This is a genomic window from Alteraurantiacibacter palmitatis (genome assembly GCF_037154115.1).
In the GTDB taxonomy this organism is placed as follows: domain Bacteria; phylum Pseudomonadota; class Alphaproteobacteria; order Sphingomonadales; family Sphingomonadaceae; genus Alteraurantiacibacter; species Alteraurantiacibacter palmitatis.
In genome coordinates, this window is the sequence record NZ_JBANRO010000001.1 from 214,493 (window position 1) to 237,298 (window position 22,806).

Consider the following 22,806-nt stretch of genomic DNA (forward strand, 5'->3'; position numbering starts at 1 on the left):
ATATGCCTGCGGACCGCCCCGAAGATGGTGATAACGAGCTGGGCGAACGCAAGTTCTATCCCGCCAAGAAGGAAGCCGATTTTGCCGAGAAGGCACCGGCTTCCACCGCGCAGACGCGGCATCCTTCCTATCGCCTCGCCTTTCGCGACACCGACTTCCTGCTGCGCGAGGAACTGCGGCCAGTCCGCTTTCAGCTCGAACTGCTGAAGCCGGAAATGATCCTGGAGGAGGCGCGTATCGGCTCCACATTGGTGATGTATGGATCGGCCCGCATTCCCTCGCCAGAGCAGGCGGAAAAGATGCGCCAGGGGCTGGGCTACCTGTCCGATCGCGAACGGACGGTGCAGGAAAATCTGATCGCCAAGGCGAAATATTACGACGAAGCCTACAAGCTGGCGCGGATGGTCAGCGAAAAGGGGCTGGTGGACAAGGGACAGCGGCAGTTTGTCGTCTGCTCAGGCGGCGGCCCGTCGATCATGGAAGCAGCCAACAAGGGTGCGAGCGACGCAGGGGCCGAAACCATCGGTCTCAACATCGTGCTGCCGCATGAGCAGGCGCCCAATCCCTATGTGACGCCCTATCTCTCGCTCAATTTTCATTACTTCGCGCTCAGGAAAATGCATTTCCTGATCCGTGCGCGCGCGGTGGCGATCTTCCCCGGCGGCTTTGGCACCTGCGACGAATTATTCGAGCTGCTCACCCTGGTGCAGACGGGCAAGATGAAGCCGGTGCCGATCATGCTGTTCGGCCGCCAGTTCTGGAACCGGATCATCGATTTCGAGGGGCTGGCGGAAGAAGGCACGATCAGCCCGGCCGATCTCGACCTCATCCACTGGTGCGAAACGGCGCAGGAAGCCTGGCAGCATATCTGCCAGTTCTACAAGCTGAGCGATCCGATCATGGGTTGCGACTGATCGCTTAGCGCACGGCCTGATGGCCCATGGGGCCGTGGCCTGACCCGTATCCCGGCGCGGCCTCCATCGCGCGGCGCACGAACTGCCGCGCGTTTTCAATCGCGTTCTCCAATTCCTGCCCCTGCGCCAGCAGCGTGGCAATGGCACTGGCGAGCGTGCAGCCGCTGCCATGCGTGTGGCGCGTCTGTATGCGCGGGCCTTCCCACATTACCGGGACGCGGCCGGGGCGGTGCAGAACGTCCTCTACCGTTGGGCCTTCGGCATCGCCGCCCTTCGCCAGCCAGGCGATCCCCTTGGCATCGAGCGCCGCCGCGCCGCCCAAAGCGGCCAGTTCGGGCACGTTGGGCGTGGTGAGCGTGGCAAGATCCATCAGCCAGTCGAACACATCGCGCGTCGCCTCGTCTGCCAGCACGCTGCCGCTGGTCGCCACCATCACTGGATCGAACACGATGGGGCAGGGCAGATCCTCCAAGCGGTCGGCCACTACCTCGGCAATGTCGGCGCTGCCCAGCATTCCGATCTTCACCGCGTCCACGCCGATATCGGTCATGCAGGCATCCATCTGCGCCGCGACCAGATCAGGCTTCAGCATTTCCACGCCGGTCACGCCGCGCGTGTTTTGCGCGGTAACGGCGGTGATTGCGGTCATCGCATAACCGCCCAGCATGGTCACGGTCTTGATATCCGCCTGAATCCCCGCGCCGCCCGAACTGTCCGATCCGGCGATGATCAGGATGCGGGGCGGGCGGGTGGTCATGCCTTGAATCGGCGAACAGTGGAGGGTGGATGTGCGGCATGATGCCGCCGCGCGCGGGTGGGCCGATCCAGCAATTCGCCCCCGCAATTGGGGCACAGCTCGTCCAGCGCATCGGCGCAGGCTGCGCAGAAGGTGCATTCAAGGCTGCACATGAAGGCACCGGGCGCCTCGGCAGGCAAATCCGCGCCGCAGCCTTCGCAATCGGGGCGCATCTCCAGCATCAGATGGCAGCTTCCACCGCGCGGCAGATATCGTCCACCACGCGCGTCACCAGCGCTTCGTCATCGCCTTCGGCCATCACGCGGATAAGCGGTTCGGTGCCGCTCTTGCGGATGACCAGCCGCCCGCCGCTGCCCAGATCGGCCGCGCCATCGGCAATCGCCTGGCGCACGCTGGCAACTTCCAGCGGATCGCCCGCCTCATAGCGAACATTCTTGAGCAATTGCGGCACACGGTCGAACAGATGCAGCAATTCGCTGGCAGGCTTGCCGCCGCGCACCAGCGCGCACAGCACCTGCAAGGCGGCAATCGTGCCATCGCCCGTGGTGGCGTGATCGGTCAGGATCATATGGCCCGACTGTTCGCCCCCCACATTGTATCCGCCGCGCCGCATCTCCTCCAGCACATAGCGGTCGCCCACCTTGGTGCGCACCAGATCAAGGCCTTGTGCGGCCAGATGCCGTTCAAGCCCCAGATTGGACATGACGGTGGCCACCACGCCGCCGCCACGCAACTGCCCGCTTTGCGCCATGGCGGTGCCGATCAACGCCATGATCTGGTCGCCATCCACTTCACGGCCCTTCTCGTCGATCACGATCAGCCGGTCGGCATCGCCGTCCAGCGCAATGCCGATATGCGCGCCGCTTTCCACCACCTGCGCCTTGATCGCGGCCAGATCGGTGGAGCCGACGCCGTCATTGATATTGGTGCCGTTGGGAGAGACGCCCATGGCGATCACTTCCGCCCCCAGTTCCCAGATCGCGGTGGGGGCCACATTGTAGGCCGCGCCATGCGCGCAATCGACCACGATCTTCAGGCCATCGAGGCGGATATCGTCGGGCACCGATTGCTTGACCGCGTGAATATAACGGCCGCGTGCGTCATCAATGCGGCGGGCGCGGCCGATATGGTCGCCCTGCGCCAGTTCCTGATCGCGCGCCATTTCGGCTTCGATCGCTTCCTCGTCCGCATCGGACAGTTTGTAGCCATCGGGGCCGAACAGCTTGATGCCGTTATCGGCAAACTTGTTGTGGCTGGCGGAAATCATCACGCCGATATCCGCGCGCATTTCGCGCGTCAGCAGCGCCACGGCGGGCGTGGGCAAGGGGCCGGTCAGGATCACATCCATGCCAACGCTGGTAAAGCCGGCGGTCAGCGCGTTTTCCATCATATAGCCTGACAGGCGCGTATCCTTGCCGATCACCACGCGGTGTTTGTGCGACCCGCGCAGGAAATGCTTGCCCGCCGCCTGCCCCACTTTCATCGCGGTAGCGGCATCCAGCTTGCCGGCATTGGCGCGGCCCCTGATGCCGTCGGTCCCGAAAAGCTTGCGCGCCATGGATATTGTATTCCTTTTTCCCCTGACAGGATTCTTGGCGCTTGCAATGCCCAAGGTGAACACCAATGTCACCCCCGCAATCGGATGGGCAACCAAAGCGCGCCCCGCGCGTTAGGGCATTATCCCGCCGCATGGCTTCAACACTGGCAAGGATTATCCCCCATGGCTTTCGAACTTCTCGCGCTGCCTTACGACACCGAAGCGCTGGCCCCGGCTATCAGCGCGGAAACGCTGGGTTTTCACCACGGCAAGCACCACAAGGCCTATATCGACAAGACCAATGCCGCGATTGAAGGCACCGATCTTGAGGGCAAGAGCCTGGAGGATGTGATTGCAGCTGCGCGCGGCAGCAATCAGGGCCTGTTCAACAACGCCGCGCAAAGCTGGAACCACGGCTTCTACTGGCATTCGCTGGCCCCTTCCACCAACGGCCCCAGCGGCGATCTGGCGGACAAGATCGACGAAGCGTTCGGCTCGCTCGACGAACTCAAGAAGCAGCTCAAGGATCGCGGTGCGGGCCATTTTGCCAGCGGCTGGGTGTGGCTGGCGGAAAAGGGCGGCAAGCTGTCGATCGAGGAAACGCATGACGGCGATACGCTGGTCGATCAGGGCTTCAACCCGCTGCTCACCGTGGATGTGTGGGAACACGCCTATTATCTCGATCACCAGAATGCCCGTCCGAACTATCTGGCGGCGGTGATCGACGATCATCTGAACTGGGATTTTGCGGCCGATAATCTGGCCCGTGGCAGCGCCTGGACCTATCCGGCCTGATCTTTCCGCTTACGGCAAAGGGGCCCGCCGTGCTGAAACAGGCGCGGCGGGCCTTCCTGTCTAGCCAAGGGGATTGGTCGAATCCCGGCAGCTTTCGTAAACCCGGCCAATCGCTTCGCGCGCTCCGGATACGTTGAATTCGATCGATTGCGGCGCGCCGTCGACGGGGGTCAGCCGCACTTTCAGATTCTGGACATCGGCCAGCCTTTGCAGGAATGGCGGCAATTCCTGATCGCGCCGGGTGTTCACCGCCTCCACCGTGAACTGATAGTATCGCCAGCGCCGGGTAACGGGTGGGCCGTTGTCATATTGCAGCTGAATATCGCGGATGTTGGCCCGGGTGCTCGGCGCGCCGAGCGCGGCGGGCGTATATAGAACGGCAAAGACGCTGCGTTCGCCTGGCGCATTGCATTTGAGGATCAACTGACGGCCATCAGGCGTCTGCACGCCCGCCTGAAGCACGCCTGCCTCATCCTCGAAATATCCCCAGGCGCTTTCCTGCGCGCTGGCGCCGACCGAAACCGCCATGGCGGCCAGTGCAAGCGGGATGGCGGTAGCGAATTTTGGCATCATCATGGGTTCCTCTCCACACATGGTGTTCCCTCTACCCGTTGCGGGCGCCCGGCTTTTGCCGGTGCGGCAGGTGGATGGACCCGGATTGTCTGCCCGCCATCACGGATGACGCAAGTGTATCGGCATCGTTACCAAATGCAATGATTGCACCCGATCAGCGCTCTGCGTCGGTCAATTCCAGCACATTGGCGGCGAACAGCGGCTCGCCAAACAGAAAGCCGATCAGATTGGGCTTGCCGAGGTGATCGACCAGCGCGGTAAGCGCCAGCAAGATGGGCACCGAAAGCAGCGCGCCCGTCACCCCCCAGATCCAGGTGAAATAGGACAGGGCCAGCAGGATCATCACCGGGTTCATGGTGAAACGCGCACCCAGCACTGCCGGGGTCAGCACATTCGATTCCACCGTATGCAGCCCCAGATAGGCAGCAGCAGGCAAGAGGCCGATCAGTGCCACATCGGCCGAGCCGAGGCCGAACAATGCGAGCAAGGCGGTCATCAGCAGCGGGCCGACATAGGGAATGAAGTTGAGCAATGCGGCAAGCCCGCCCCACATCACGGGCGCATCCAGTCCCATCGCCCACGCGCCCAGCGCCACGATCACCCCCACGCCCAGATTGATCACGCCCACCGTCAGGATATAGGCAGCCACCCGGTCCTGCACATCGCGCATGACCCGCGCGGCCTTGAGGCTGGCATCCACCGGGCTGCGCTGGCCGGAGAGGCGACGGCGCAGCCGCACCCGCGCCTCGATCATGAAGAAGGCGAGCAACAGGGTGAGCAGCACCTCCAGCAGCACGGTGGGTGTGGCAAAGGCCAACTGCTCCAGGATACTGGGCCCGGCCAGCACGACTTCACGCCCCTTCTGTTCGCCCACGATCGCGGCAATCTGTTCGTTGAGCTGGGTCACCCAGGACAGGCTGCTGCGCAGCTGGCTGAAATGATCGCCCACGCGTGCGATCATGGCGGGCGCCTGATCATACAACGACACCGCCGGGCGCAGCACCGCAGTCAGCGCAAGCCCCAGAATGCCGATAAACACCAGCATTGCGCACAGCGAGGCGAGGAAATTGGGCAGGCCCCAGCCCGCCAGTCTGTCTGCCAGCGGGGACAACAGGATAGTCAGGATGATGGCCGCCACCAGCGGCAGGAAGACCACCGCGCCGATCGACAGGACAAAGGGCAGAGCAAGGAACAGGCCGACGGCGATCAGCATGACCAGTGCCGAAATCAGCCGCAGCTCCTGTTCGGCCAGCGCGGTTGCGCGGCGGCGAGGTGCTGGTCTCGGAACTGGCCCTGTCGCGGGCCCCGCAGCTGGACCTGCCGGTCTTGCGCCTTTGCTCTCACCCCCGGAACTCATCACCGCGCTGCCTTACTCCGGATCAGGCCGTGACCCGACCTTCCCGCACCTGTTTCCGCGACCTTGATGGCGCGGTGCCAGTTTACATTCAAGGGAGGGATCAGCGAAGATGTGCGGACAAACCGTTTCCTGCGGCCACCATTTCCAGTTCGTCCATGATGGCGCGATGCGCGGCAGGATCGCTGCTGGCGCGGTCGGGAACGGTTCCGTCCTCGATCATGCTGGCCAGCGTGGCGCGGGCGCGGCCCACGCGGCTCTTGATCGTGCCCACTGCACAGCCGCAGATTTCCGCCGCTTCTTCGTAGGAAAAGCCGCCTGCGCCAACCAGCAGCAAGGCCTCGCGGCGTTCAGGCGGCAGGGTGAGCAGCGCGCGGTGCAGGTCGGAAAGGTGGAGCGGCCCTTCCTGCCCGGCAGGTGCGATCAGAATGCGTTCGGCCACCGTCTCGTCATACTCGCCGCGAAAGCGGTTGCGGCGCATATCGGTCAGAAAGACATTGCGCAGGATCACGAAGGTCCAGGCGCGGATCGACGTGCCCGGTTCGAACCTGTCCTGCGCGGCCCAGGCCTTGAGCAGCGTTTCCTGCACCAGATCATCCGCCATGTCCGGTCGGCCACACAGGCCGCGCGCAAAGGCGCGCAGATGCGGCACGACATCGGTCAGTTGCTGCTTGAAGGCGCGCTTGTCCTCAGCCGTGCGGCTGGACGAAGCACCGACGCCTGCGCGCGCGGCCGGAAGAGGCGCGCTCATTTGTCACCGTCGGCATCGAGGCTGGCGAGAAGGGCCAGCATATCATCGGGCAGCGGTTCGTTCACGACCGAATCGTAGATGTTGCGCAGACCATCGGCCCATTGGGGCGAGGGTTGGTCACCTGCACCCTTGCCGCGGCCACGCCGCCCCTGTTTGGCCTTTTCACTCATGTGCTGTTGCATCAAATACCCGTTTTGCCCTCGGCAAAGCTTGCCTCCAACCTTGCCCTGCTGCAAGTGCACAAGGACAAGGCTGGGGGCCATGTGATCATTTTGCTCGAAAGTTGGAACGAAATCGCCGCAATCCGGTTCCCGCTCATGAATTGCTTTTTCACGCGCGCGATTGATCGTGCAACGGGCAGGCCATGGCATAGGTGATCGCAGTGTGCGTCAATCGGGCGCGCGGGACGGAGTTTTCAGGTGGACGGGCGGATTGTGAGGCGCAGGAAAGCCAACAAATGGCTTATCGCTTATCCGCGCGCGCTGCCCGTGGGCATCTTCATCCTTGTGGCCGCAATCACCGTTCTTTCCATCTTTGCCATTGAAAAAAGCGAGGCTGACCGGCTCAACGCGCAGCTGACCAGCCGCACGGTCGCCATCGCCTCGGCGCTCGAACGGCGGGCCAATGCCAGCAGCGCTTATCTGCGCGCAGGCGCCGCCATGCTTGCCTCGCTCGACGCGGTGGAGCGGGACGGGTTTCGCCGGTTCGTTTCCGAATTGCGGCTCGATTCCGATTACCGCGGCGCTGACGGGATCGGTTGGGCAATGGTGGTGCGTCCGGGCGAGGAGGAACGTTTTGAGGCGATCCTCAACGAAGGATCACCCGTGCCGCTCCGGATGTTTCCCCGGCCATCGGGCGATCTTCCCTATTCGGTGCCGGTCACCTTCCTGCAGCCCGATACCGAACGCAACCGCCGCGCGCTGGGGTTTGATATGTATTCCGAGCCCGTGCGCCGCCGCGCCATGCTGGCGGCGGAACGCAGCGCAAGCCCGGTGGCGAGCGGGAAAGTCGTGCTGGCACAGGAGGTGGAGCAGGACAGACCCGGTTTCCTGATATATATGCCCGTGTTCGAGGCGGCTCCCGGTGGGCGACGTCTGAAGGGCTTCATCTACAGCCCCTTCAATGCCGAGGATTTTCTGGCCAGCGGGCTGGCGCTGGAGGAAAGCGGCGAATTCGGCGTCAGCTTTTACGACGGCAGTGTGAGCGAGGAAAACCTGATGGCCAGCACTCTGCCCAATGCGCAGGACAGGGTCACCATGCCCGGAGTGACCGTGCCGATCGCCAATTCGCCATTCATACTACAGGTGACGCGGCGGCCTGTCGGTGTCCTGACCGGCCTTTCAATGGCCACGCTGATCTTCGGTCTGCTGGTGGCCAGCCTGTTGATGTTGCTTGTGCGTATGCTCACGCGTCAGGCAATCGAGGACGAGCGCTCCTTGGTCTGGTTCGAGGAGCAGGCATCGATCCGCAATTCGCTGACCCGCGAACTCAATCACAGGGTGAAGAATACGCTGGCGAATGTGCTTTCGATCATCGCGCTCACGCGCCGCCGGGCCGACGATGTGGACGATTTTGCCACCTCGCTCGACGGACGCATACGCGCGCTTTCCGCCACGCACGATCTGCTCACGCGGTCGGACTGGGGGACGACCCCGGTAGCCGAAGTGGTGCGTGCGGAACTGCGCCCCTATGCGCACGAGGCGGACCGCGTCGTCGACATGGGAGGGCCGCCGGTGGAACTGGCCCCCAATGATGCGCTGTCGCTGGGGCTTGCGATCCACGAACTGGCCACCAATGCCGCCAAATACGGCGCCTTGAGCCAGCCGGGAGGACGGGTCAGCGTGATGTGGGAACTGGCTGCGCCGGAACTGGTGCGGGTGGACTGGCAGGAAAGCGGCGGCCCGCCTGTGCCCAAGCAGCGCGGGCGCGGTTTCGGCACCGATCTGATCGAGAGGATCGTGGCGCATGAACTGCGCAATCCGGTGAAGCTGGATTTCGATCCCGGAGGCGTGCGTTGCCGCCTGTTGATCCCCGTGCGCCAGCGCAGCGAATTCGCTATCCGCGCGGCTGCGGCCCAGCTGCCCTAGACAGCGAAACGCCCCCGTTCCGGCTGGCGGAAGGGGGCGCGGCGCTTCTTTGGCTGGTTCGCGTCAGGCGAACAGCGAGGTATCAATCGGCAGGCTGCGCACGCGCTTGCCGGTAAGGGCAAACAGCGCATTGGTCAGCGCCGGGATCACGGGGGGCAGGGCCGGTTCGCCCAGCCCCGTGGGCGGATTGTCGCTCAGCACGAATTCGGCATGGATCGTGGGGGTCATCGGCATTCGCGGCAGCTGGTAGTTGTGGAAATTGGACTGCTTCACCGCGCCGCCCTCGATCTCCACCGCCAGTTGCAGCGCCTGGCCGATCCCGTCGATGATCGATCCTTCGACCTGGTTCATTGCACCGTGCGGGTTGATGATATGCGCGCCCACATCGCCCGCGCACCACACATTGTGGACAACCACCTGGCGGCGGGCATCGAGGCTGGCCTCCACCACTTCCGCGAAATAGCCCTGATGGCTGTAATAATAGCCAAAGCCCAGCGCGTGACCTTCTGCCACCGGCTGGCCCCAGTTCGCCATTTCCATCACCTTGCGCGTGACAGCGCGCACGCGGCGCGGGTCGAACCCCGCCTGCGGCCCGGTAAAGCCCATGACGGTGCCTTCCGGCTCTGCCCCTTCGAGAATGTCGAGCAGCAGCGTCGGCAGATCGCGGCCCGTGGCGTGCGCGACTTCATCAAGGAAGCTCTGGAACACAAACGCGACCGCGTTGGAGGTGGGCGCACGCAGCGCGCCCATCGGCACGGCGGTGCGCATCTTGGTCTGTCCATAGCGGAGATTGGGCACGAACTTCGCCGGAAACTCGTCCGCCGGCATGGCCGCGGGGTTGAACGCACCGCCATTGATGTCGAAGGTGACGAAGTGGTCTTCCAGCCCCACGATCTTGCCATCGGCATCAAGGCCTGCGCGCAATTTGTGCCAGCCTGCGGGGCGGTAGAAGTCCGAACGGACATCGTCCTCGCGGCTCCAGATCAGCTGCACCGGGGTGCCGGGCATCCGGCGGGCAATCGCGGCCACCTGCACCATGTAATCGTTGTTGAGCCGCCGGCCGAAACCGCCGCCCATGCGGGTAATGTTCACCTTCACCTTGTCCGGCGAAACACCCAGATACTGCGCCACTGCCATCTGGCCTGCTTGGGGCAGCTGGCTGGGCGCCCACATTTCCATCACGCCGTTTTCATGCAGCAATGCGGTGCAGTTCATCGGCTCCATCGCCACATGGGCGAGGAAGGGATAGGCGTATTCACCCTCGATCACCTGCGCGGCCGAGGCAAGAGCTGCGTCCACGTCGCCCTTGCTGGCAAACACTTCCTGCGGGTTGCCCGCTGCCATCGCGGCGCGGGCATCGGCATCGTATTTTGCGGTGGAGTGTCCGGCCCATTCGCCATTGTCCCACTGCGGATTGAGCCGTTCACGCGCCTTGTTGGCCAGCCACCAATTGCGCGCGATCACGGCCACGCCGTCCACCAGTTCATCGGCCTTGCCATTGCCTTCGATCACGAAGGCATCGATCACGCCGGGCGCCGCCTTGGCGGCAGCGACATCGGCCGACACCAGCTTCGCGCCGAACACCGGCGCGCGTTCATAAGCGGCATAGACCATGCCGGGCAGCTGTGTATCGACGCCGAAAATGCCTTCCCCGCGCACGATCCTGGGGCTGTCGATCCCGCCGATGGCGCGGCCGATGATGCGGAAATCGGATGCGTTCTTGAGCTGCACGGCATCAGTCGCCGGGACGGGCAGAAGCGCCGCATCGCTCGCCAGTTCGCCGTAAGTGGCGCGGCGGCCCGATGCGCGGTGCACCACCACCGAAGGTTCGGTGGTCAGTTCCGCCATCGGCACGCCCCAGCGGGCAGAGGCCGCGCCCAGCAGCATGGCGCGCGCGGCGGCACCCGTCTGGCGCATGGGGATCCAGTTCATCGGCGTGGCAAAGCTGCCGCCGGCAATCTGCGGGCCGTATTTCGCGGCATCGGTGTGGCCCTGCACGATCTGGACCTGGTCCCAATCGGCATCCAGTTCCTCGGCAATCAGCATGGGCAGCATCGTCTTGATGCCCTGGCCGATTTCGGGATTCTTGCCGACAATGGTGATGACATTGTCCGGGCTTATCGTGACAAAGGCGTTGAGCTGCGCGGACGCTGCCTCGCCCGCTGCCGCATGGGCCGCGACCGGGAAGCTGGCCGACATCGCCAGCCCGCCGCCAGCCAGCGCGGACACTTTCAGGAAAGCGCGGCGGCCCAGCTGCGGCCCGCCCTCTTGCGTCAGGTCCTTATACATTGACCACGCCCTCCTTCGCCACTTCGGCAATTGCGCGATGGATGCGCGTGTAGCAGGCGCAGCGGCAGATATTGCCCTGCATCGCGCCTTCGATCTGCCGGTCGGTTGGGTTGGGGTTGTTGGTGAGCAGCGCGGTGGCCGTCATCAGCTGGCCCGCCTGGCAATAGCCGCACTGCATCACATCCTCGTCCAGCCAGGCCTTTTGCAGCGCCTGACCGACCGGGGTCTTTTCCAGATGTTCGATCGTGGTGACCTGCCGTTCCCCGATGGAACCGATGGGCAGCGAGCAGGAACGCGCGGCCTGCCCGTCCACGTGCACGGTGCACGCGCCGCACATCCCGATGCCGCAGCCAAATTTGGTGCCGACCATGCCCAGTTCCTGGCGCAAGACCCACAACAGGGGCATTTCGGCGGGCGCGTCAATCTCGCGCGTTTCGCCATTGATAGTGACCGAAAAGGCCATGCAGCGTCTCCCGATTAAACCAGCGCGCGAAAATCAGGACGGCGCGCGAAATTGATCCTGTCCGATTGGCAGGATACCCCGTGGAGCACCTTATGCCAAGTGGGCCAAGGGCCATGCGCCTGCATCAATGTGTCGCAGGTGCATCCGCGCCGCGATCATGCCGCCGCCCGATGGCAAAGCCCAGCAGCGCCCAGATGCCCGCCACCGCCATCCCCGCAAAGCCCACCACGCTGAGCGAGGCGACCGCGACGATGCCGGTATAGACCCAGCCCGAAATCAGGTCGCCGCCGCGATAGACCAGCGTGTCGATGGCGTTTTTGGCCTTGTATTTGGTCTCGGCATCGAGCGGCGCGAACAGCATTTCGCGGCCCGGCCGCACCAGCGCATATTCCCCCACGCGCCGCACGATCATCACGAAAGCGAGCACCGGGAATGTTGCCGCCATAGCGAGCAGGCCAAAGCCAAACATCATGATGGCCGGAACCGCCACCAGCAGCACCGTCACCCCCAGCCGCCGCGCCAGCCGCCCGGTAAAGAACAACTGGATGCCAATGGTCAGTGCCTGCACCACCACATCCAGCGCGGCAAACACCTGCGTCTGCTGCGCGCGATCAGGGAAGGTTGCCTCCACAATCCGCGCCTGTTCGAAATAGAGGAAAGTGGTCGCCGTGGTCAGCAGCAGCACGAAGGCGGAAATGGAGAGGAGATAAGGCGAGCGCGCGATCAGCGTCAGCCCCGCCCAGACGGACCCTGACATGCGTGGCGGGGGCGGGCCATCCGAGCGCGGACCCATCCGCTCGCGCCAGGCCAGCAGGCGGCGCACGAATACCAGCGTCGTCAGCAGCAGCGCGGTGGAAATCAGCAGCAGACCCGGTTCCCCCACCGTGCCGACCAGCAGGCCGGAAATCAGCGGGCCCGCCAGCCCGCCAAGGCTGGCCCCGGCGGCGATCTGCCCGAACAGGCGGTGGCCGCGGTCGCGTTCGAACATGTCTGCCATCAGGCTCCACGCGATCGAGATGACGAACAGGTTCATCACCGACAGCCAGACGTAGAAGGCGCGCGCGATCCACACATTGTCCGGGTCCAGCGCCAGACTGGCGGAAAAGCCCGCCATCACCACCGCCGATGCGGAATAGAGGATCGGCAGGAGCCGTCGCCGTTCCATGCGGGAGGCAACCCAACCGTAGAGCGGCACCACGACCAGCGTGGCTACGAAGGTGCCGGTCCACAGCCACTGGATATTGTCGACGCCGCCAGCAATCGCGAAGGTCTCGCGCACGGGGCGCAACATGAAATAGCTGGCGAACAGGAAGAAGAACAGCGCGAAGCCATCGGCCACCGCCGGCACTTCCTCCCGTTCGGCAACGATCAGGCGGGCAAGGCCCCTGATAGGGGCCGCCCCGTCAAAGGGCGTCAATGAAGGCTTCCATCGTCGCGCGCAGCGCGGCATCGGGCAACACGCCGGTTGCCGCGCCAAGATTGTCCTGCGCGTAATCCACCCGGTCGGTGCCGGGAATGGCGATGGGGCGGCAGGGGTGCGAGATGATGTATTTCAGGAACACCTGCGCCCAGCTTGTCGCGCCGATGTCTGCAGCCCAGCCGGGCAGTTCCACCCCTCGTGTGGCGGAAAACAGCCGTTCGCGTCCAAAGGGAAGATTGATCATCACGGGCAGGCCCAGTTCCTGCGCCAGCGGCAGAATGCGTTCGGCGGCGCTGCGGTTGTCGAGCGCGTAATCGATCTGGATGCAGCCGAGCGGCTCGCGCCGCATCACCGCCTCGAATTCCTCATATTGCGGCTTGAAGGAGGTGGTGATGCCCACCGCGCCAATGCGCCCGGCTTCCTTCGCGCCGCGCAGCAGGGCCAGCTGGTTATCGAGATCGCGCAGATTGTGCACCGCCACCAGATCGAGGAAATCGGTCTGGAGGTGCGCAAAGGACTGCTCCAACTGCGCTGCGCCTTCTTCTGCGCTGCTCGCGCCCACTTTGGTGGCAATGTAAAGCTGGCTGCGCGTGCCGGTTTCGGCGATCAGGCGGCCCAGCACTTCCTCTGCCCTGCCATAGGACGGCGCGGTATCGATCACCCGGCCGCCCAATTCGGCAAAGCGGGCAATGGTGGCGCGAAGGGGAGCGTAATCCTCCTCGGTCTGCGGGTCCTGGTAATTGCGCGCGGTGCCCATGCCCACCAGCGGCACGTCGCCTGCCGGAAGCAGTGGACGCATATTGTATCCCGCCTGCGCCAGCGCGGCGTGGCCCAGAAGCGTGCCGGACGCAGCAGCGAGCACAGGGGCAACGGCAAGGCCCGCCAGAAATTCGCGACGATCAAGAGCCCGCATCAGCTTCTCCTCGTGGTCAACCCGTCCAAATGTAGCCTAGCATTGCGACCCAATCGCAAACCAGTCGCATTTTGTCGCAACGAAAAGGGCCGCCTTCCCATTCAGGAAAGCGGCCCGTTCATGCAGCGGCTGGCACCGCCTTATTCTTACTTGAACGGATTGATCGGCTGGATCGTGCCGTCTTCGTTGAAGGTCAGCGGGGTCATCTTCACGTTGCGCAGGTGGGTTTGGCCCGAAAGCTGCGTGTCGTGATACGACAGATACCACTGGCCGTTGATTTCAGTGATCGAGTGGTGCGACGTCCAGCCCTGCACCGGTTCCAGCACGCGGCCGCGATAGGTGAAGGGGCCATAGGGCGATGTGCCGGTGGCATAGACGACAAAGTGCGTGTCGCCGGTGGAATAGGTGAAGTAGTAGGTGTCACCGCGCTTGAACACCCACGCGCCTTCGAAGAAGCGGCGTTCGTTGTCGCCGCCCAGGATCGGATTGCCCTGTTCGTCGAGAAGCATCACTTCGCGCGGGGTTTCGGCAAATTCCAGCATGTTGTTGGCCATACGCGCAATGCGCGGCATGATCGCGGGCTGATCGGGCTGGCGCAGATCGTCCACCGTGCCGTTGGGATCGTACACGCCGTTCTGCCAGCGCTGGAGCTGGCCGCCCCAGATGCCGCCGAAATACATGTAATGGGTGCCATCGCTGTCGCGGAACACGTTCGGATCCATCGAATAGCTGCCCTGAATGGGCTGCGGCTGCGCGGTGAAGGGGCCCACCGGGCTGCTGCTGGTGGCAACGCCGATGCGGAAGATGTCTTCCTTGTCCTTCGCCGGGAAATACAGATAGTAGGTGCCGTCCTTGTAGGCGGCATCAGGCGCCCACATCTGCCTGCCGGCCCATGGCACATCGGCAATGTCGAGCGCGACCGGGTGCACCGTTACCGGGCCACCCACGCGGTCCATCGACAGCACCTGATAATCGCGCATGTTGAAATGGCTGCCCAGATCATCTTCCGGGATACCCGATTCCACGTCGTGCGAGGCGTAAATGTAGATTCGCCCGTCTTCCCACACATGGGTGGAAGGATCGGCGGTGTAGATTTCGCTGACCAGCGGTTCATCGCGGAACTGCGGGCCGGCTTCGGTTTCTACCGTGGCCGCTTGCGAGCAGGCGACTGCTCCGAAAGCGATGATAGCGCTACCAATTGCAAGGAAACTCTTTCGCACCAGTCTCTCCGTTCGCTTCTTTTGGGGATAGGCAGGTTATGCGGGATTGCAGCCGCGCTGTCAAAGGTCTGCCGACTCATACCGGCCAGATGGCCTATGCAAGAGGCGATTCTGCCCGCTTTTCATCGATTTTCCACGGCAGCAGCCACGCCTCGCCCCCATGCACGCCTGCCAGAGGCCGTACGCCGAAAACCGCCCCGATCCTGTCTGGCACAAGCACGTCGACCGGTGGGCCGTCTGCCACGATCTGCCCCCGGTGCATCAGAATCACCCGGTCGAGAAAGCGCGCCGCCAGCGGCAATTCCTGCAATACAGCCAGCACGCCCGCCCCGGCCCGCGCACGGGCGCGCAGCAATTCCATCACCGCCAGCTGGTGCCGGGGATCAAGGCCAGCGACCGGCTCGTCCGCCAGCAGCAGCGGTGCTTCCACCGCCAGCGCGCGGGCCAGCAGAACGCGCGCCTTCTCTCCGCCGGAAAGGACATGGGCCGGGCGCGTGGCGATCGCGGCGATACCGGTTTGCACCATTGCCGTTTCCACCGCCGCCTTGTCGGCCGTGGAAGGCGGGGCAAGCGCGCGGCGATGGGGATAGCGCCCCAGCGCCACCACTTCGCGCACGTGCAAGGCCCAGGCGATGGTGCGATCCTGCGGCAGATAGGCCAGCCGGCGCGCCTTGTCCCAGGGGTCGATCCGGTCGAGGCGGTGGCCGTCCAGCAGCACCTCGCCTTCCGCCGTGGCTGTGCCGACACCGGCCAGCGCACGCAGCAGAGTGGATTTGCCCGCGCCGTTCGGGCCCAGCAGGCCCACCAGTTCCCCCTGGTCGAGGCGCAGGGAAACCCGGTCGATAATCGGACAGGTGCCCGCGCGCACGGTTACTTCGCGTGCCTCCAGCATCAGCCCGCTCCCCCGCGCGAGCGCAGCACCAGCCACAGGAAGAACGGCGCGCCAACAAGCGCGGTCACCACACCCAGCTTCAGCTCCGCACCCGGCGTCACCAGCCGCACCGCGATATCGGCAAGCAGCAGAAGAAGGCCACCGCCCAGCGCGCTCATCGGCACCAGCACAGCCGGGCGGTGGCCCAGCACGGGTCGCAGCAGGTGCGGCACGACGAGGCCGACAAAGCCGATCACGCCCGCTACGGCGGTTGCCGCCCCTGCGCTGAGCGCGGTCCCCAGCACCACTTGCCAGCGCAGACGAGCCAGATCGACGCCAAGGCTGGTGGCCGCCTCTTCGCCAAGCGTCAGCACGTCCAGTGCGCGCGCCGCCAAAAGCAGGAGGACAAGGCCGGCAAGAATGAAAGGAGTGGCAAGGGCGACATGGAGCAGCGACCGGTCGGTCAGCGAACCCATGAGCCAGAACACGATCTCCTGCGCGGCGAAGGGGTTGGGCGACAGGTTCAAGGCCAGCGCGGTGAGCGCCCCCGCAAGGCTCGACAGGGCAACCCCCGCCAGGATCAGCGTCAGGGTGGAGGCCCGGCCCGCCAGCACATACAGCAACCCTGCCGCCAACAGTGCGGCTCCTGTGGCCAGCACAGGAAGGGCCAGCGGCACGGCCGAGGAGAGACCGGTATAGAGCGCGATCACTGCTCCCAGGGCAGCGAAGGCCGAAACGCCAATCACGCCCGGTTCGGCCAGCGGATTACGCAGGAAGCCCTGCAAGGCCGCGCCCGATGCGCCCAGCGCCGCGCCGATCAGCAGTGCGAGCAGAGCACGCGGCAGACGGATTTCGCGCATGATCAGCATGGCGGCATCGCCGTGCAATTCCGTCCCCGGCACGAACAGCGCCGCAGGATGGACAGCCACCGGCCCCAGCGTCAGCGAGGCGAGGAAGGCCAGCGCCGCCAATGCAGCAAGGATCGCGCCGATCAGGCGTGGCGTGCGGATCATGCGTCAAGCCCATGCCGCGCAGCCACCAGCGCCTCCAGCGCCCGCAGCGTGCGCAGATTGCCGCAGGCGGTATAGCGCGACGGGGTCGCCAGCACTTCGGCATCGCGCAGCAAATGGCGCATGGCCGGATGGCGCACGGTTTCCTGCGCCAGTGCGGGCGCAGTGGCGGGATCGCCCAGATCAATCACAGCGGGCGGGGTGTGCAGAAGCTGTTCAAGCGAGACCTGCCGCACGCCGTCCCAGCCCAGATGCTGCCCCAATGTGCGGAATCCTGCGCGATTGGCCACCTCTGCCAGCAGTGTGCCGTCTCCCGACGAAAAGCCGTTGGCGGCATAGTCTGCGTAAAGCGGCGGGTCTTGCGGCACGGGCGGCACGGCGGCAAGGGCAGCTTCCACTTCGCGCACCATCGCGGCACCGCGTTCCTCCTCCCCCACGGCGGCGGCGAGGAGGCGGATATTGGCGGTGATCGCGGCGAAATCGGTTTCGGGGGCCAGTTCGACCACAGGATAACCCAGACGCCGCAGCATCGCCACCGCCTGCCGCGCGCTGAATGTGCCCGCCAGCACGAGATCGGGCCGCAGCGCGATCACCTCCTCGGCCGTGCCGCGGGTAATGGGCAGCCGCTGCGCTTCGGCCGCCATGGCGGAGTAATGCGGATCAGCGGCAAGATGCGTGACCGCCGCGATGCGGGCAGGGTCCACCAGTTGCATCAGCAGTTGATCGGTGCACAAATTCAGCGAGACAATGCGCACAGGGCGGGCCGGCAGGGGCGGGGAAGCGGCCGCCTTGCCAAGGGGGGCGGGCAGCAGGATTGCCGCGGCAAGGGCCAGCCCGATTGCCGCTGCGCCTGCCGCAATGCCCGCAATCCGTCGCACAGCAATCCCCGTCAATCCGGTCAGGGCAAGACCACCCTCAGGCCAGCATAGGCTGCCCGGCCCGGCGCGCCATAGCTGATCGCCTGCTGATAGGTTTCATCCAGCAGATTCTCTACCCGCGCGGTCACTTCCAGCCGGTCGGATACCCGCCACGAACCCGCCAGTCGCAGCAACACAAAGGGGTCAAGCGGCGTCTTGGCGGCCGCGAAATCGACAAAGAAGTTGCGGAAATCGGTATCGAGCATCCGGCCATTATACACCGCGCCCAGGGCGATGCGGCCTGCGCCGATCTGCGCATCGGCATCGAGGCTTGCCTGGCGGCGCGGGCGACGCACTTCGCGCGTGCCATCCGGATCGCGTGCAGACAGGCGGGTGAAACTGCCCGACAGGCCAAACCAGCCCAGATCCATCCGCCCGCTCACCTCCACGCCGTGGCGGCGGCTGCGGCCGGCATCGTTCACCACGGTCGGAAACAGGCTCACGATCTCGTCGCGCAAGGTGGCGGTGAACCAGGTGACATCGAGCAGCAACCAATCGGCCACGTGCTGCTCCACTCCGATATCGAAACCGCGCGCCTTTTCGGGCCGCAGATCGGGATTGCCCACGAAAGTGCCGGGGTTGAAGCCGAATTGTTCGGTGAAGGTGGGGTTGGTGACCCCGGTGCCAAAACTGCTGTGGAGCCGTGTCCCGGTGCCGAGAAGCTGCCACGCGGCGGTGAGCGCCACGGTGGTCGCATCGGCAAAATCGGCGTTATCGTCATGCCGTGCCGATGCGCGCAGGAACAGCTGGTCGAACAGGTCCACCCGGTATTCCGCGCCCAGCCCGGCCATGCTGCGGCGCTGCACGGGAATCTGTTCGGGCGCGAAAGGGAAAGCGTTCCGGTAGCGCTCGCTTTCGTAATCCGCGAACAGGGTGATGCTGTGCGCCGCATCGCCGCCACCGCTGGCAAAGGCATAAGCGCTGCGCGCGGAAAGCCGGATTCGCGCACCCCGATCACCGAAGAAATCGGTGCCGTCCGCCCCGCCCGTCAGCCGCCCGAACGTGTAGCTGGCCGAAAGTGCAGTGCTCCACCCCTCCAGCGGAGCAAGGGTGAGCGTCGCGCCAGCCGCGATGTCGCGCGTGTTCGAATAGCTGCCATCGTCCACTGCCAGCCCTTGCAACGGCCCACCGGAAAAATCGAACCCGTCGGTCTGCGTGCGCTTGTCCACCACCCGCAGCAGCGCGTCCACCCGCGCACCCGGCGCCATTTGCGCGCCGCCGCGAAGGGTGAGACTGGCGTTGCGATCGCCGTCCGCCTCGGTTCCGATCGCCGCCGCGCTGATCCCGTCAGTGCGGCGATACTGGGCCGTGGCGGAAAGGAAGGTCTCGCGGTTGCCGAGTGTGGCTGCAGCACGGCCCATTGCGGTGCCGAAGCTGCCCGCCTCTATCCCCGCCTCGAACGCCGGGCCATCACCGCCGCGCGTCAGGATATTGATGACGCCGCCCAGCGCGTTGGAGCCGTAAAGCCCCCCCTGCGGGCCGCGCAACACCTCGATCCGGTCAATGGCGCCGGTGAGCAGGGTGGAGAAATCGAATTCGCCATTGCCGACAGGGGCCACTTCGATCCCGTCGATCAGCACCAGCGTGTGGTTACCCTCTGCCCCGCGGATACGAACCTGAGCGAGCTGTCCTGTTCCACCTGGCTGGCTGACCGCAAGACCCGGCACGGTGCGCAGCAGATCGATCACATCGGCATCGCCGCGCTGCACGATGTCTGCGTTCCCGATTACGGTCAGCGAACTGCCAATTCGCGGTGCGGGCACGGGCAGGGCGCTGCCGGTGACCACAATCGGCTCCTGCTCCGGCGCGGTATCCTGCGCGGCGGCTGGAAGCGTCGCCATGGTGAGTGCCAGCAGGGCAGGGATACAGGCGGCAGGAAGTGGGGAAAGGCGCATATGCTTAGAGAAACATCCTGAGGGCAGTTGCGCCGCCCTAAACAGGATATTCAATTGAAATTCAAGGGGATCGCTGATGCACAGGCGCCTGCGCCCATTCGGTGTGCCTCGTGTTACACGATCCGCGCAAAGCCTGCCACGCCGCCGGGCGTCGCGTCGACCGCGGCAGCGCGGGTCGAGGCGGCAGGTGCGGCAGTCTGACCCTGGCCGCAGAACACCGCTTCCATCGTCTGGACACACGACATCACCCGGTCATCCGCCAGCGCATACCACACTTGCTTGGCTTCCTTGCGCGTATTGACCAGTTCGGCACGGCGCAGCTCGGCCAGTTGCTGGCTGAGGGCGGGCTGGGTGATGCCGGTGATTTCGCCGATTTCGGCGACGGTGCGTTCGCCGCGCAGCAGGCAGCTCAGGATCATCAGGCGCAGCGGCTGGGCGTAGACACGCAGGCGTTCCGCCACATCGGCGGCAATGTCGCGGTTTTCGAATATCGCGGTCATGGCAATGTGCGGCAGAACCAGTCCGCCTCCTTGTTGGTGGCTGCTGCACCGTCAGGTGGCGGAGCAAGGAGCGGATCGCCCGGCTGCCACCCGGCGGGGGCAAAGCCCTTGCCATCCTCCACCGCTTTCAACGCGGCGACGAGGCGCAGCATTTCCTCCGCGCTGCGGCCCACATTGTGCGGATAGGTGGTGATCGCACGCACAACGCCCGCCGGATCGATGAAATAGGCCGACCGCATCGCCATGGCATCGGGGCTGGAATGGTCGATCATGCCATAGGCCTGCCCGATCGCCATGCTGGGGTCTTCGATAATGGGAAAGCCGATGGGGACGCCAAATTGATCCTCGATCGCCTTGACCCATGCAAGATGTGCGTAGAGACTGTCCACCGACAGACCGATCAGCGCACAATCGAGCGCATCGAATTGCGGTTGGAGCCGCGCCAGCGCCACAAACTCGGTCGTGCAGACCGGCGTGAAGTCTGCTGGGTGCGAGAAAAAGACCACCCAGCGCCCGCGTTGCGAAGACAGCCGCACCGGCCCCTTGGTGGAGCGGGCGATGAAATCGGGCGCCATGTCGCCAATGCGCAAAGGCCGGGCAGGGGAAAGGGCGGGCGTGTCTGTCATGTCGTCGGGCTTCTCATCCAGTCTCCTTGCCAAGCATGGGGACTTGACGCAATGGCCCTACAGGATTACATAGTTTATGTAAATACTATTTCATAGGAGAGTGTCATGGCCGATTCTGCTGTTGCCAAGGCAGCCGCCCAGATTGCCGCTGCGCAGGCTGGCGTGCCGCAGATCAAATCTTTCTTCGATCCGGCGACCTTTACGGTCACCTATGTGGTGCACGATCCGGAAACAAAAATGGCTGCGATTATCGACAGTGTGCTGGATTACGATCCGGCATCGGGTCGCACATCCCACGCCTCGGCCGATCAGGTCATTGCCTATGTCGCGGATAAGGGGCTGACGGTCGAATGGCTGCTGGAAACGCACGCCCATGCCGATCACCTTTCCGCCGCGCCTTATCTCCAGCGCAAGCTGGGCGGGAAGATCGCCATCGGTGAACATATCACCACGGTGCAGGACGTGTTCGGCAAGTTGTTCAATGCAGGCGAGGAATTCCGCCATGACGGGTCGGATTTCGACCAGCTGTGGAAGGATGGCGACCAGTTCAAGATCGGCAATCTGAATGTCACCGTTCTGCACGTGCCGGGCCATACGCCGGCCTGTATCGCCTATGTCATCGGTGATGCGGTGTTTGTGGGCGATACGATGTTCATGCCCGATTACGGCACGGCGCGGGCGGATTTCCCCGGCGGCGATGCGCGCACGCTTTACCGTTCGGCGCGCCGCATTCTGGAGCTGCCGCCCGAAACGCGGCTGTTCATGTGCCACGATTACCTGCCCGCCGGACGCACCGACTATGTCTGGGAAACGACGGTAGAGGCGGAACGTGCGGCCAATATCCACATCCATGACGGGATCACCGAGGACGAGTTTGTCGCCATGCGCGAGGCGCGGGACGCCACGCTCGATATGCCGCGCCTGATCCTGCCATCCGTGCAGGTGAATATGCGCGCCGGCCATTTGCCGCCGGCAGAGGAGAATGGCGTGACTTACCTCAAGATCCCGGTGAACGCGGTATGACCCTGCCCGGCTTCCCCCATGTCATGCCGCTGGAAGGCTTTGCCGGCGGCCTGTTGATCGGCCTTTCCGCAGCGGTGATGCTGCTGGGGCTGGGCCGCATCGCGGGCGTCAGCGGCATGGCCGCCCGCGCCACCGGCATTGCCGATACGGGCGCGCCGCGCGGCCTTGCCATCGCCTTTGTCGTGGGATTGCCGCTGGGCGCGCTGGTTGTCTCGCTGCTGGCGGGCGGGGTGGAGGTGACATTCCCGTCATCCATCTGGCCGCTGGTGATCGGCGGACTGCTGGTGGGCTTTGGCACAAGACTTGGGTCGGGTTGCACCAGCGGCCATGGCGTGTGCGGCCTGTCGCGCCTGTCGCGCCGGTCGATGGTCGCGACCGGCCTGTTCATGGCGAGCGGATTTGCAACCGTCGCCGTGCTGCGCATGGGAGGTTTGCTGTGAAACAGAACCTGATCGCTTTGGCGGCCGGCCTGCTGTTCGGCGCGGGCCTTGCCTTTTCGGGCATGGCGGATCCCGCGCGGGTGCAGGGCTTCCTGGACCTGTTCGGGGCGTGGGACCCCACGCTTGCCTTCGTGATGGGCGGGGCGATGATCCCCATGGCGCTGGCCTGGATGGTGCAGCGGCGGATGGCAAGCCCGCTGGCCGTATCCAAGTTCAGCCTGCCGGGCACCACGCAGCTTGATCGCCCGCTGGCGGTTGGCGCGGTGCTGTTCGGCATGGGCTGGGGGATTGCCGGCCTGTGCCCCGGCCCGGCGATTGCCGATCTGGCGATCGCGCCAACCGCTGTGCTGCCTTTCGTGGTTGCAATGGTGGCAGGCATGGCGCTGCACCGGATGCTGCCTTCGCAACATTAGTCACATTGGCGCCGAAACGGGTGCCGGATTGGAACGCG

Annotated in this window: 24 protein-coding genes; 6 read left to right on the forward strand and 18 right to left on the reverse strand. The window is 64.8% G+C overall.

All coding sequences use genetic code 11. The features are described from left to right. Positions 1-2 precede the first annotated feature (2 nt). A complete protein-coding gene (locus WFP44_RS00865; protein ID WP_377923128.1) occupies positions 3-914 on the forward strand; it encodes an LOG family protein in 912 nt (303 codons plus the stop codon). 4 nt (positions 915-918) lie between these two features. Here WFP44_RS00865 and thiD read toward each other — a convergent pair whose 3' ends face one another. Genes thiD through glmM form a run of 3 tightly spaced genes read right to left on the reverse strand, consistent with a single transcriptional unit; the run spans position 919 to position 3,229 of the window. Continuing rightward, a complete protein-coding gene (thiD, locus tag WFP44_RS00870) occupies positions 919-1,671 on the reverse strand; it encodes a bifunctional hydroxymethylpyrimidine kinase/phosphomethylpyrimidine kinase (RefSeq protein ID WP_336924446.1) in 753 nt (250 codons plus the stop codon). Further along, positions 1,668-1,892, reverse strand: coding sequence for a DUF1272 domain-containing protein (locus WFP44_RS00875; RefSeq protein WP_336924447.1), 225 nt, complete (start codon positions 1,890-1,892; stop codon positions 1,668-1,670). The genes thiD and WFP44_RS00875 overlap by 4 nt, the downstream gene beginning before the upstream one ends. Continuing rightward, entirely contained in the window at positions 1,892-3,229 is a 1,338-nt protein-coding gene (glmM, locus tag WFP44_RS00880) for a phosphoglucosamine mutase (RefSeq protein ID WP_336924448.1), read from the reverse strand. The genes WFP44_RS00875 and glmM overlap by 1 nt, the downstream gene beginning before the upstream one ends. 162 nt (positions 3,230-3,391) lie before the next feature. On the opposite strand from glmM, the gene WFP44_RS00885 reads away from it, so the two are divergent. After that, positions 3,392-4,003, forward strand: a complete 612-nt coding sequence (locus tag WFP44_RS00885; RefSeq protein ID WP_336924449.1) for a superoxide dismutase — start codon at positions 3,392-3,394, stop codon at positions 4,001-4,003. A 60-nt stretch (positions 4,004-4,063) separates the two neighbouring features. Here the strand turns inward: WFP44_RS00885 and WFP44_RS00890 are convergent, their stop codons facing one another. From WFP44_RS00890 to WFP44_RS00905, 4 genes are all read right to left on the reverse strand, one after another. Beyond that, positions 4,064-4,579 (reverse strand): hypothetical protein, encoded by a 516-nt coding sequence (locus WFP44_RS00890; RefSeq protein WP_336924450.1) that lies wholly within the window; start codon positions 4,577-4,579, stop codon positions 4,064-4,066. Between the two features lie 151 nt (positions 4,580-4,730). Beyond that, positions 4,731-5,789, reverse strand: coding sequence for an AI-2E family transporter (locus WFP44_RS00895; RefSeq protein ID WP_336924451.1), 1,059 nt, complete (start codon positions 5,787-5,789; stop codon positions 4,731-4,733). Positions 5,790-6,033: 244 nt separating this feature from the next. Further along, on the reverse strand, positions 6,034-6,681 hold the full coding sequence (locus WFP44_RS00900) for a sigma-70 family RNA polymerase sigma factor (RefSeq protein ID WP_336924452.1): 648 nt from the start codon (positions 6,679-6,681) through the stop codon (positions 6,034-6,036). Then, positions 6,678-7,052: a NepR family anti-sigma factor gene (locus tag WFP44_RS00905; RefSeq protein WP_336924453.1), complete on the reverse strand. Its 375-nt coding sequence runs from the start codon at positions 7,050-7,052 to the stop codon at positions 6,678-6,680. The genes WFP44_RS00900 and WFP44_RS00905 overlap by 4 nt, the downstream gene beginning before the upstream one ends. Before the next feature lie 63 nt (positions 7,053-7,115). Between WFP44_RS00905 and WFP44_RS00910 the strand changes: the two genes are divergently transcribed. After that, entirely contained in the window at positions 7,116-8,768 is a 1,653-nt protein-coding gene (locus WFP44_RS00910; protein ID WP_336924454.1) for a CHASE domain-containing protein, read from the forward strand. A 63-nt stretch (positions 8,769-8,831) separates the two neighbouring features. Here the strand turns inward: WFP44_RS00910 and WFP44_RS00915 are convergent, their stop codons facing one another. The 11 genes from WFP44_RS00915 to WFP44_RS00965 form a co-directional block, all read right to left on the reverse strand. Next, a complete protein-coding gene (locus WFP44_RS00915) occupies positions 8,832-11,057 on the reverse strand; it encodes a xanthine dehydrogenase family protein molybdopterin-binding subunit (protein ID WP_336924455.1) in 2,226 nt (741 codons plus the stop codon). Further along, positions 11,050-11,520, reverse strand: a complete 471-nt coding sequence (locus WFP44_RS00920) for a (2Fe-2S)-binding protein (protein ID WP_336924456.1) — start codon at positions 11,518-11,520, stop codon at positions 11,050-11,052. The genes WFP44_RS00915 and WFP44_RS00920 overlap by 8 nt, the downstream gene beginning before the upstream one ends. Before the next feature lie 124 nt (positions 11,521-11,644). Further along, complete coding sequence (locus WFP44_RS00925) at positions 11,645-12,937, reverse strand: NTP/NDP exchange transporter (RefSeq protein WP_336924457.1); 1,293 nt, start codon at positions 12,935-12,937, stop codon at positions 11,645-11,647. After that, the gene (locus tag WFP44_RS00930; RefSeq protein ID WP_336924458.1) at positions 12,924-13,853 is read right to left on the reverse strand and encodes an aldo/keto reductase; all 930 of its coding nucleotides are present in this window, start codon (positions 13,851-13,853) and stop codon (positions 12,924-12,926) included. Before WFP44_RS00930 ends, WFP44_RS00925 begins: the two co-directional genes overlap by 14 nt. A gap of 146 nt (positions 13,854-13,999) precedes the next feature. Next, a complete protein-coding gene (locus WFP44_RS00935; protein WP_377923127.1) occupies positions 14,000-15,076 on the reverse strand; it encodes a glycoside hydrolase family 43 protein in 1,077 nt (358 codons plus the stop codon). A gap of 91 nt (positions 15,077-15,167) precedes the next feature. Then, on the reverse strand, positions 15,168-15,965 hold the full coding sequence (locus WFP44_RS00940) for an ABC transporter ATP-binding protein (protein ID WP_336924459.1): 798 nt from the start codon (positions 15,963-15,965) through the stop codon (positions 15,168-15,170). Further along, positions 15,965-16,957: a FecCD family ABC transporter permease gene (locus tag WFP44_RS00945; protein WP_336924460.1), complete on the reverse strand. Its 993-nt coding sequence runs from the start codon at positions 16,955-16,957 to the stop codon at positions 15,965-15,967. Before WFP44_RS00945 ends, WFP44_RS00940 begins: the two co-directional genes overlap by 1 nt. After that, on the reverse strand, positions 16,954-17,847 hold the full coding sequence (locus tag WFP44_RS00950; protein ID WP_336924461.1) for an ABC transporter substrate-binding protein: 894 nt from the start codon (positions 17,845-17,847) through the stop codon (positions 16,954-16,956). The genes WFP44_RS00945 and WFP44_RS00950 overlap by 4 nt, the downstream gene beginning before the upstream one ends. Positions 17,848-17,852: 5 nt before the next feature. Beyond that, positions 17,853-19,712 (reverse strand): TonB-dependent receptor plug domain-containing protein, encoded by a 1,860-nt coding sequence (locus WFP44_RS00955; RefSeq protein WP_336924462.1) that lies wholly within the window; start codon positions 19,710-19,712, stop codon positions 17,853-17,855. Positions 19,713-19,879: 167 nt separating this feature from the next. Continuing rightward, positions 19,880-20,266 carry an ArsR/SmtB family transcription factor gene (locus WFP44_RS00960; protein WP_336924463.1) on the reverse strand — a complete coding sequence of 129 codons (387 nt, stop codon included), beginning with the start codon at positions 20,264-20,266 and terminating at the stop codon, positions 19,880-19,882. Then, on the reverse strand, positions 20,263-20,892 hold the full coding sequence (locus WFP44_RS00965; RefSeq protein ID WP_336924464.1) for a peroxiredoxin: 630 nt from the start codon (positions 20,890-20,892) through the stop codon (positions 20,263-20,265). Before WFP44_RS00965 ends, WFP44_RS00960 begins: the two co-directional genes overlap by 4 nt. 105 nt (positions 20,893-20,997) lie before the next feature. On the opposite strand from WFP44_RS00965, the gene WFP44_RS00970 reads away from it, so the two are divergent. The 3 genes from WFP44_RS00970 to WFP44_RS00980 are packed head-to-tail and all read left to right on the forward strand — an operon-like array spanning position 20,998 to position 22,768. Further along, complete coding sequence (locus tag WFP44_RS00970) at positions 20,998-21,915, forward strand: MBL fold metallo-hydrolase (RefSeq protein ID WP_336924465.1); 918 nt, start codon at positions 20,998-21,000, stop codon at positions 21,913-21,915. Next, complete coding sequence (locus WFP44_RS00975) at positions 21,912-22,355, forward strand: YeeE/YedE family protein (protein WP_336924466.1); 444 nt, start codon at positions 21,912-21,914, stop codon at positions 22,353-22,355. Before WFP44_RS00970 ends, WFP44_RS00975 begins: the two co-directional genes overlap by 4 nt. Next, a complete protein-coding gene (locus WFP44_RS00980; RefSeq protein ID WP_336924467.1) occupies positions 22,352-22,768 on the forward strand; it encodes a DUF6691 family protein in 417 nt (138 codons plus the stop codon). The genes WFP44_RS00975 and WFP44_RS00980 overlap by 4 nt, the downstream gene beginning before the upstream one ends. The last annotated feature ends 38 nt before the right edge of the window (positions 22,769-22,806 follow it).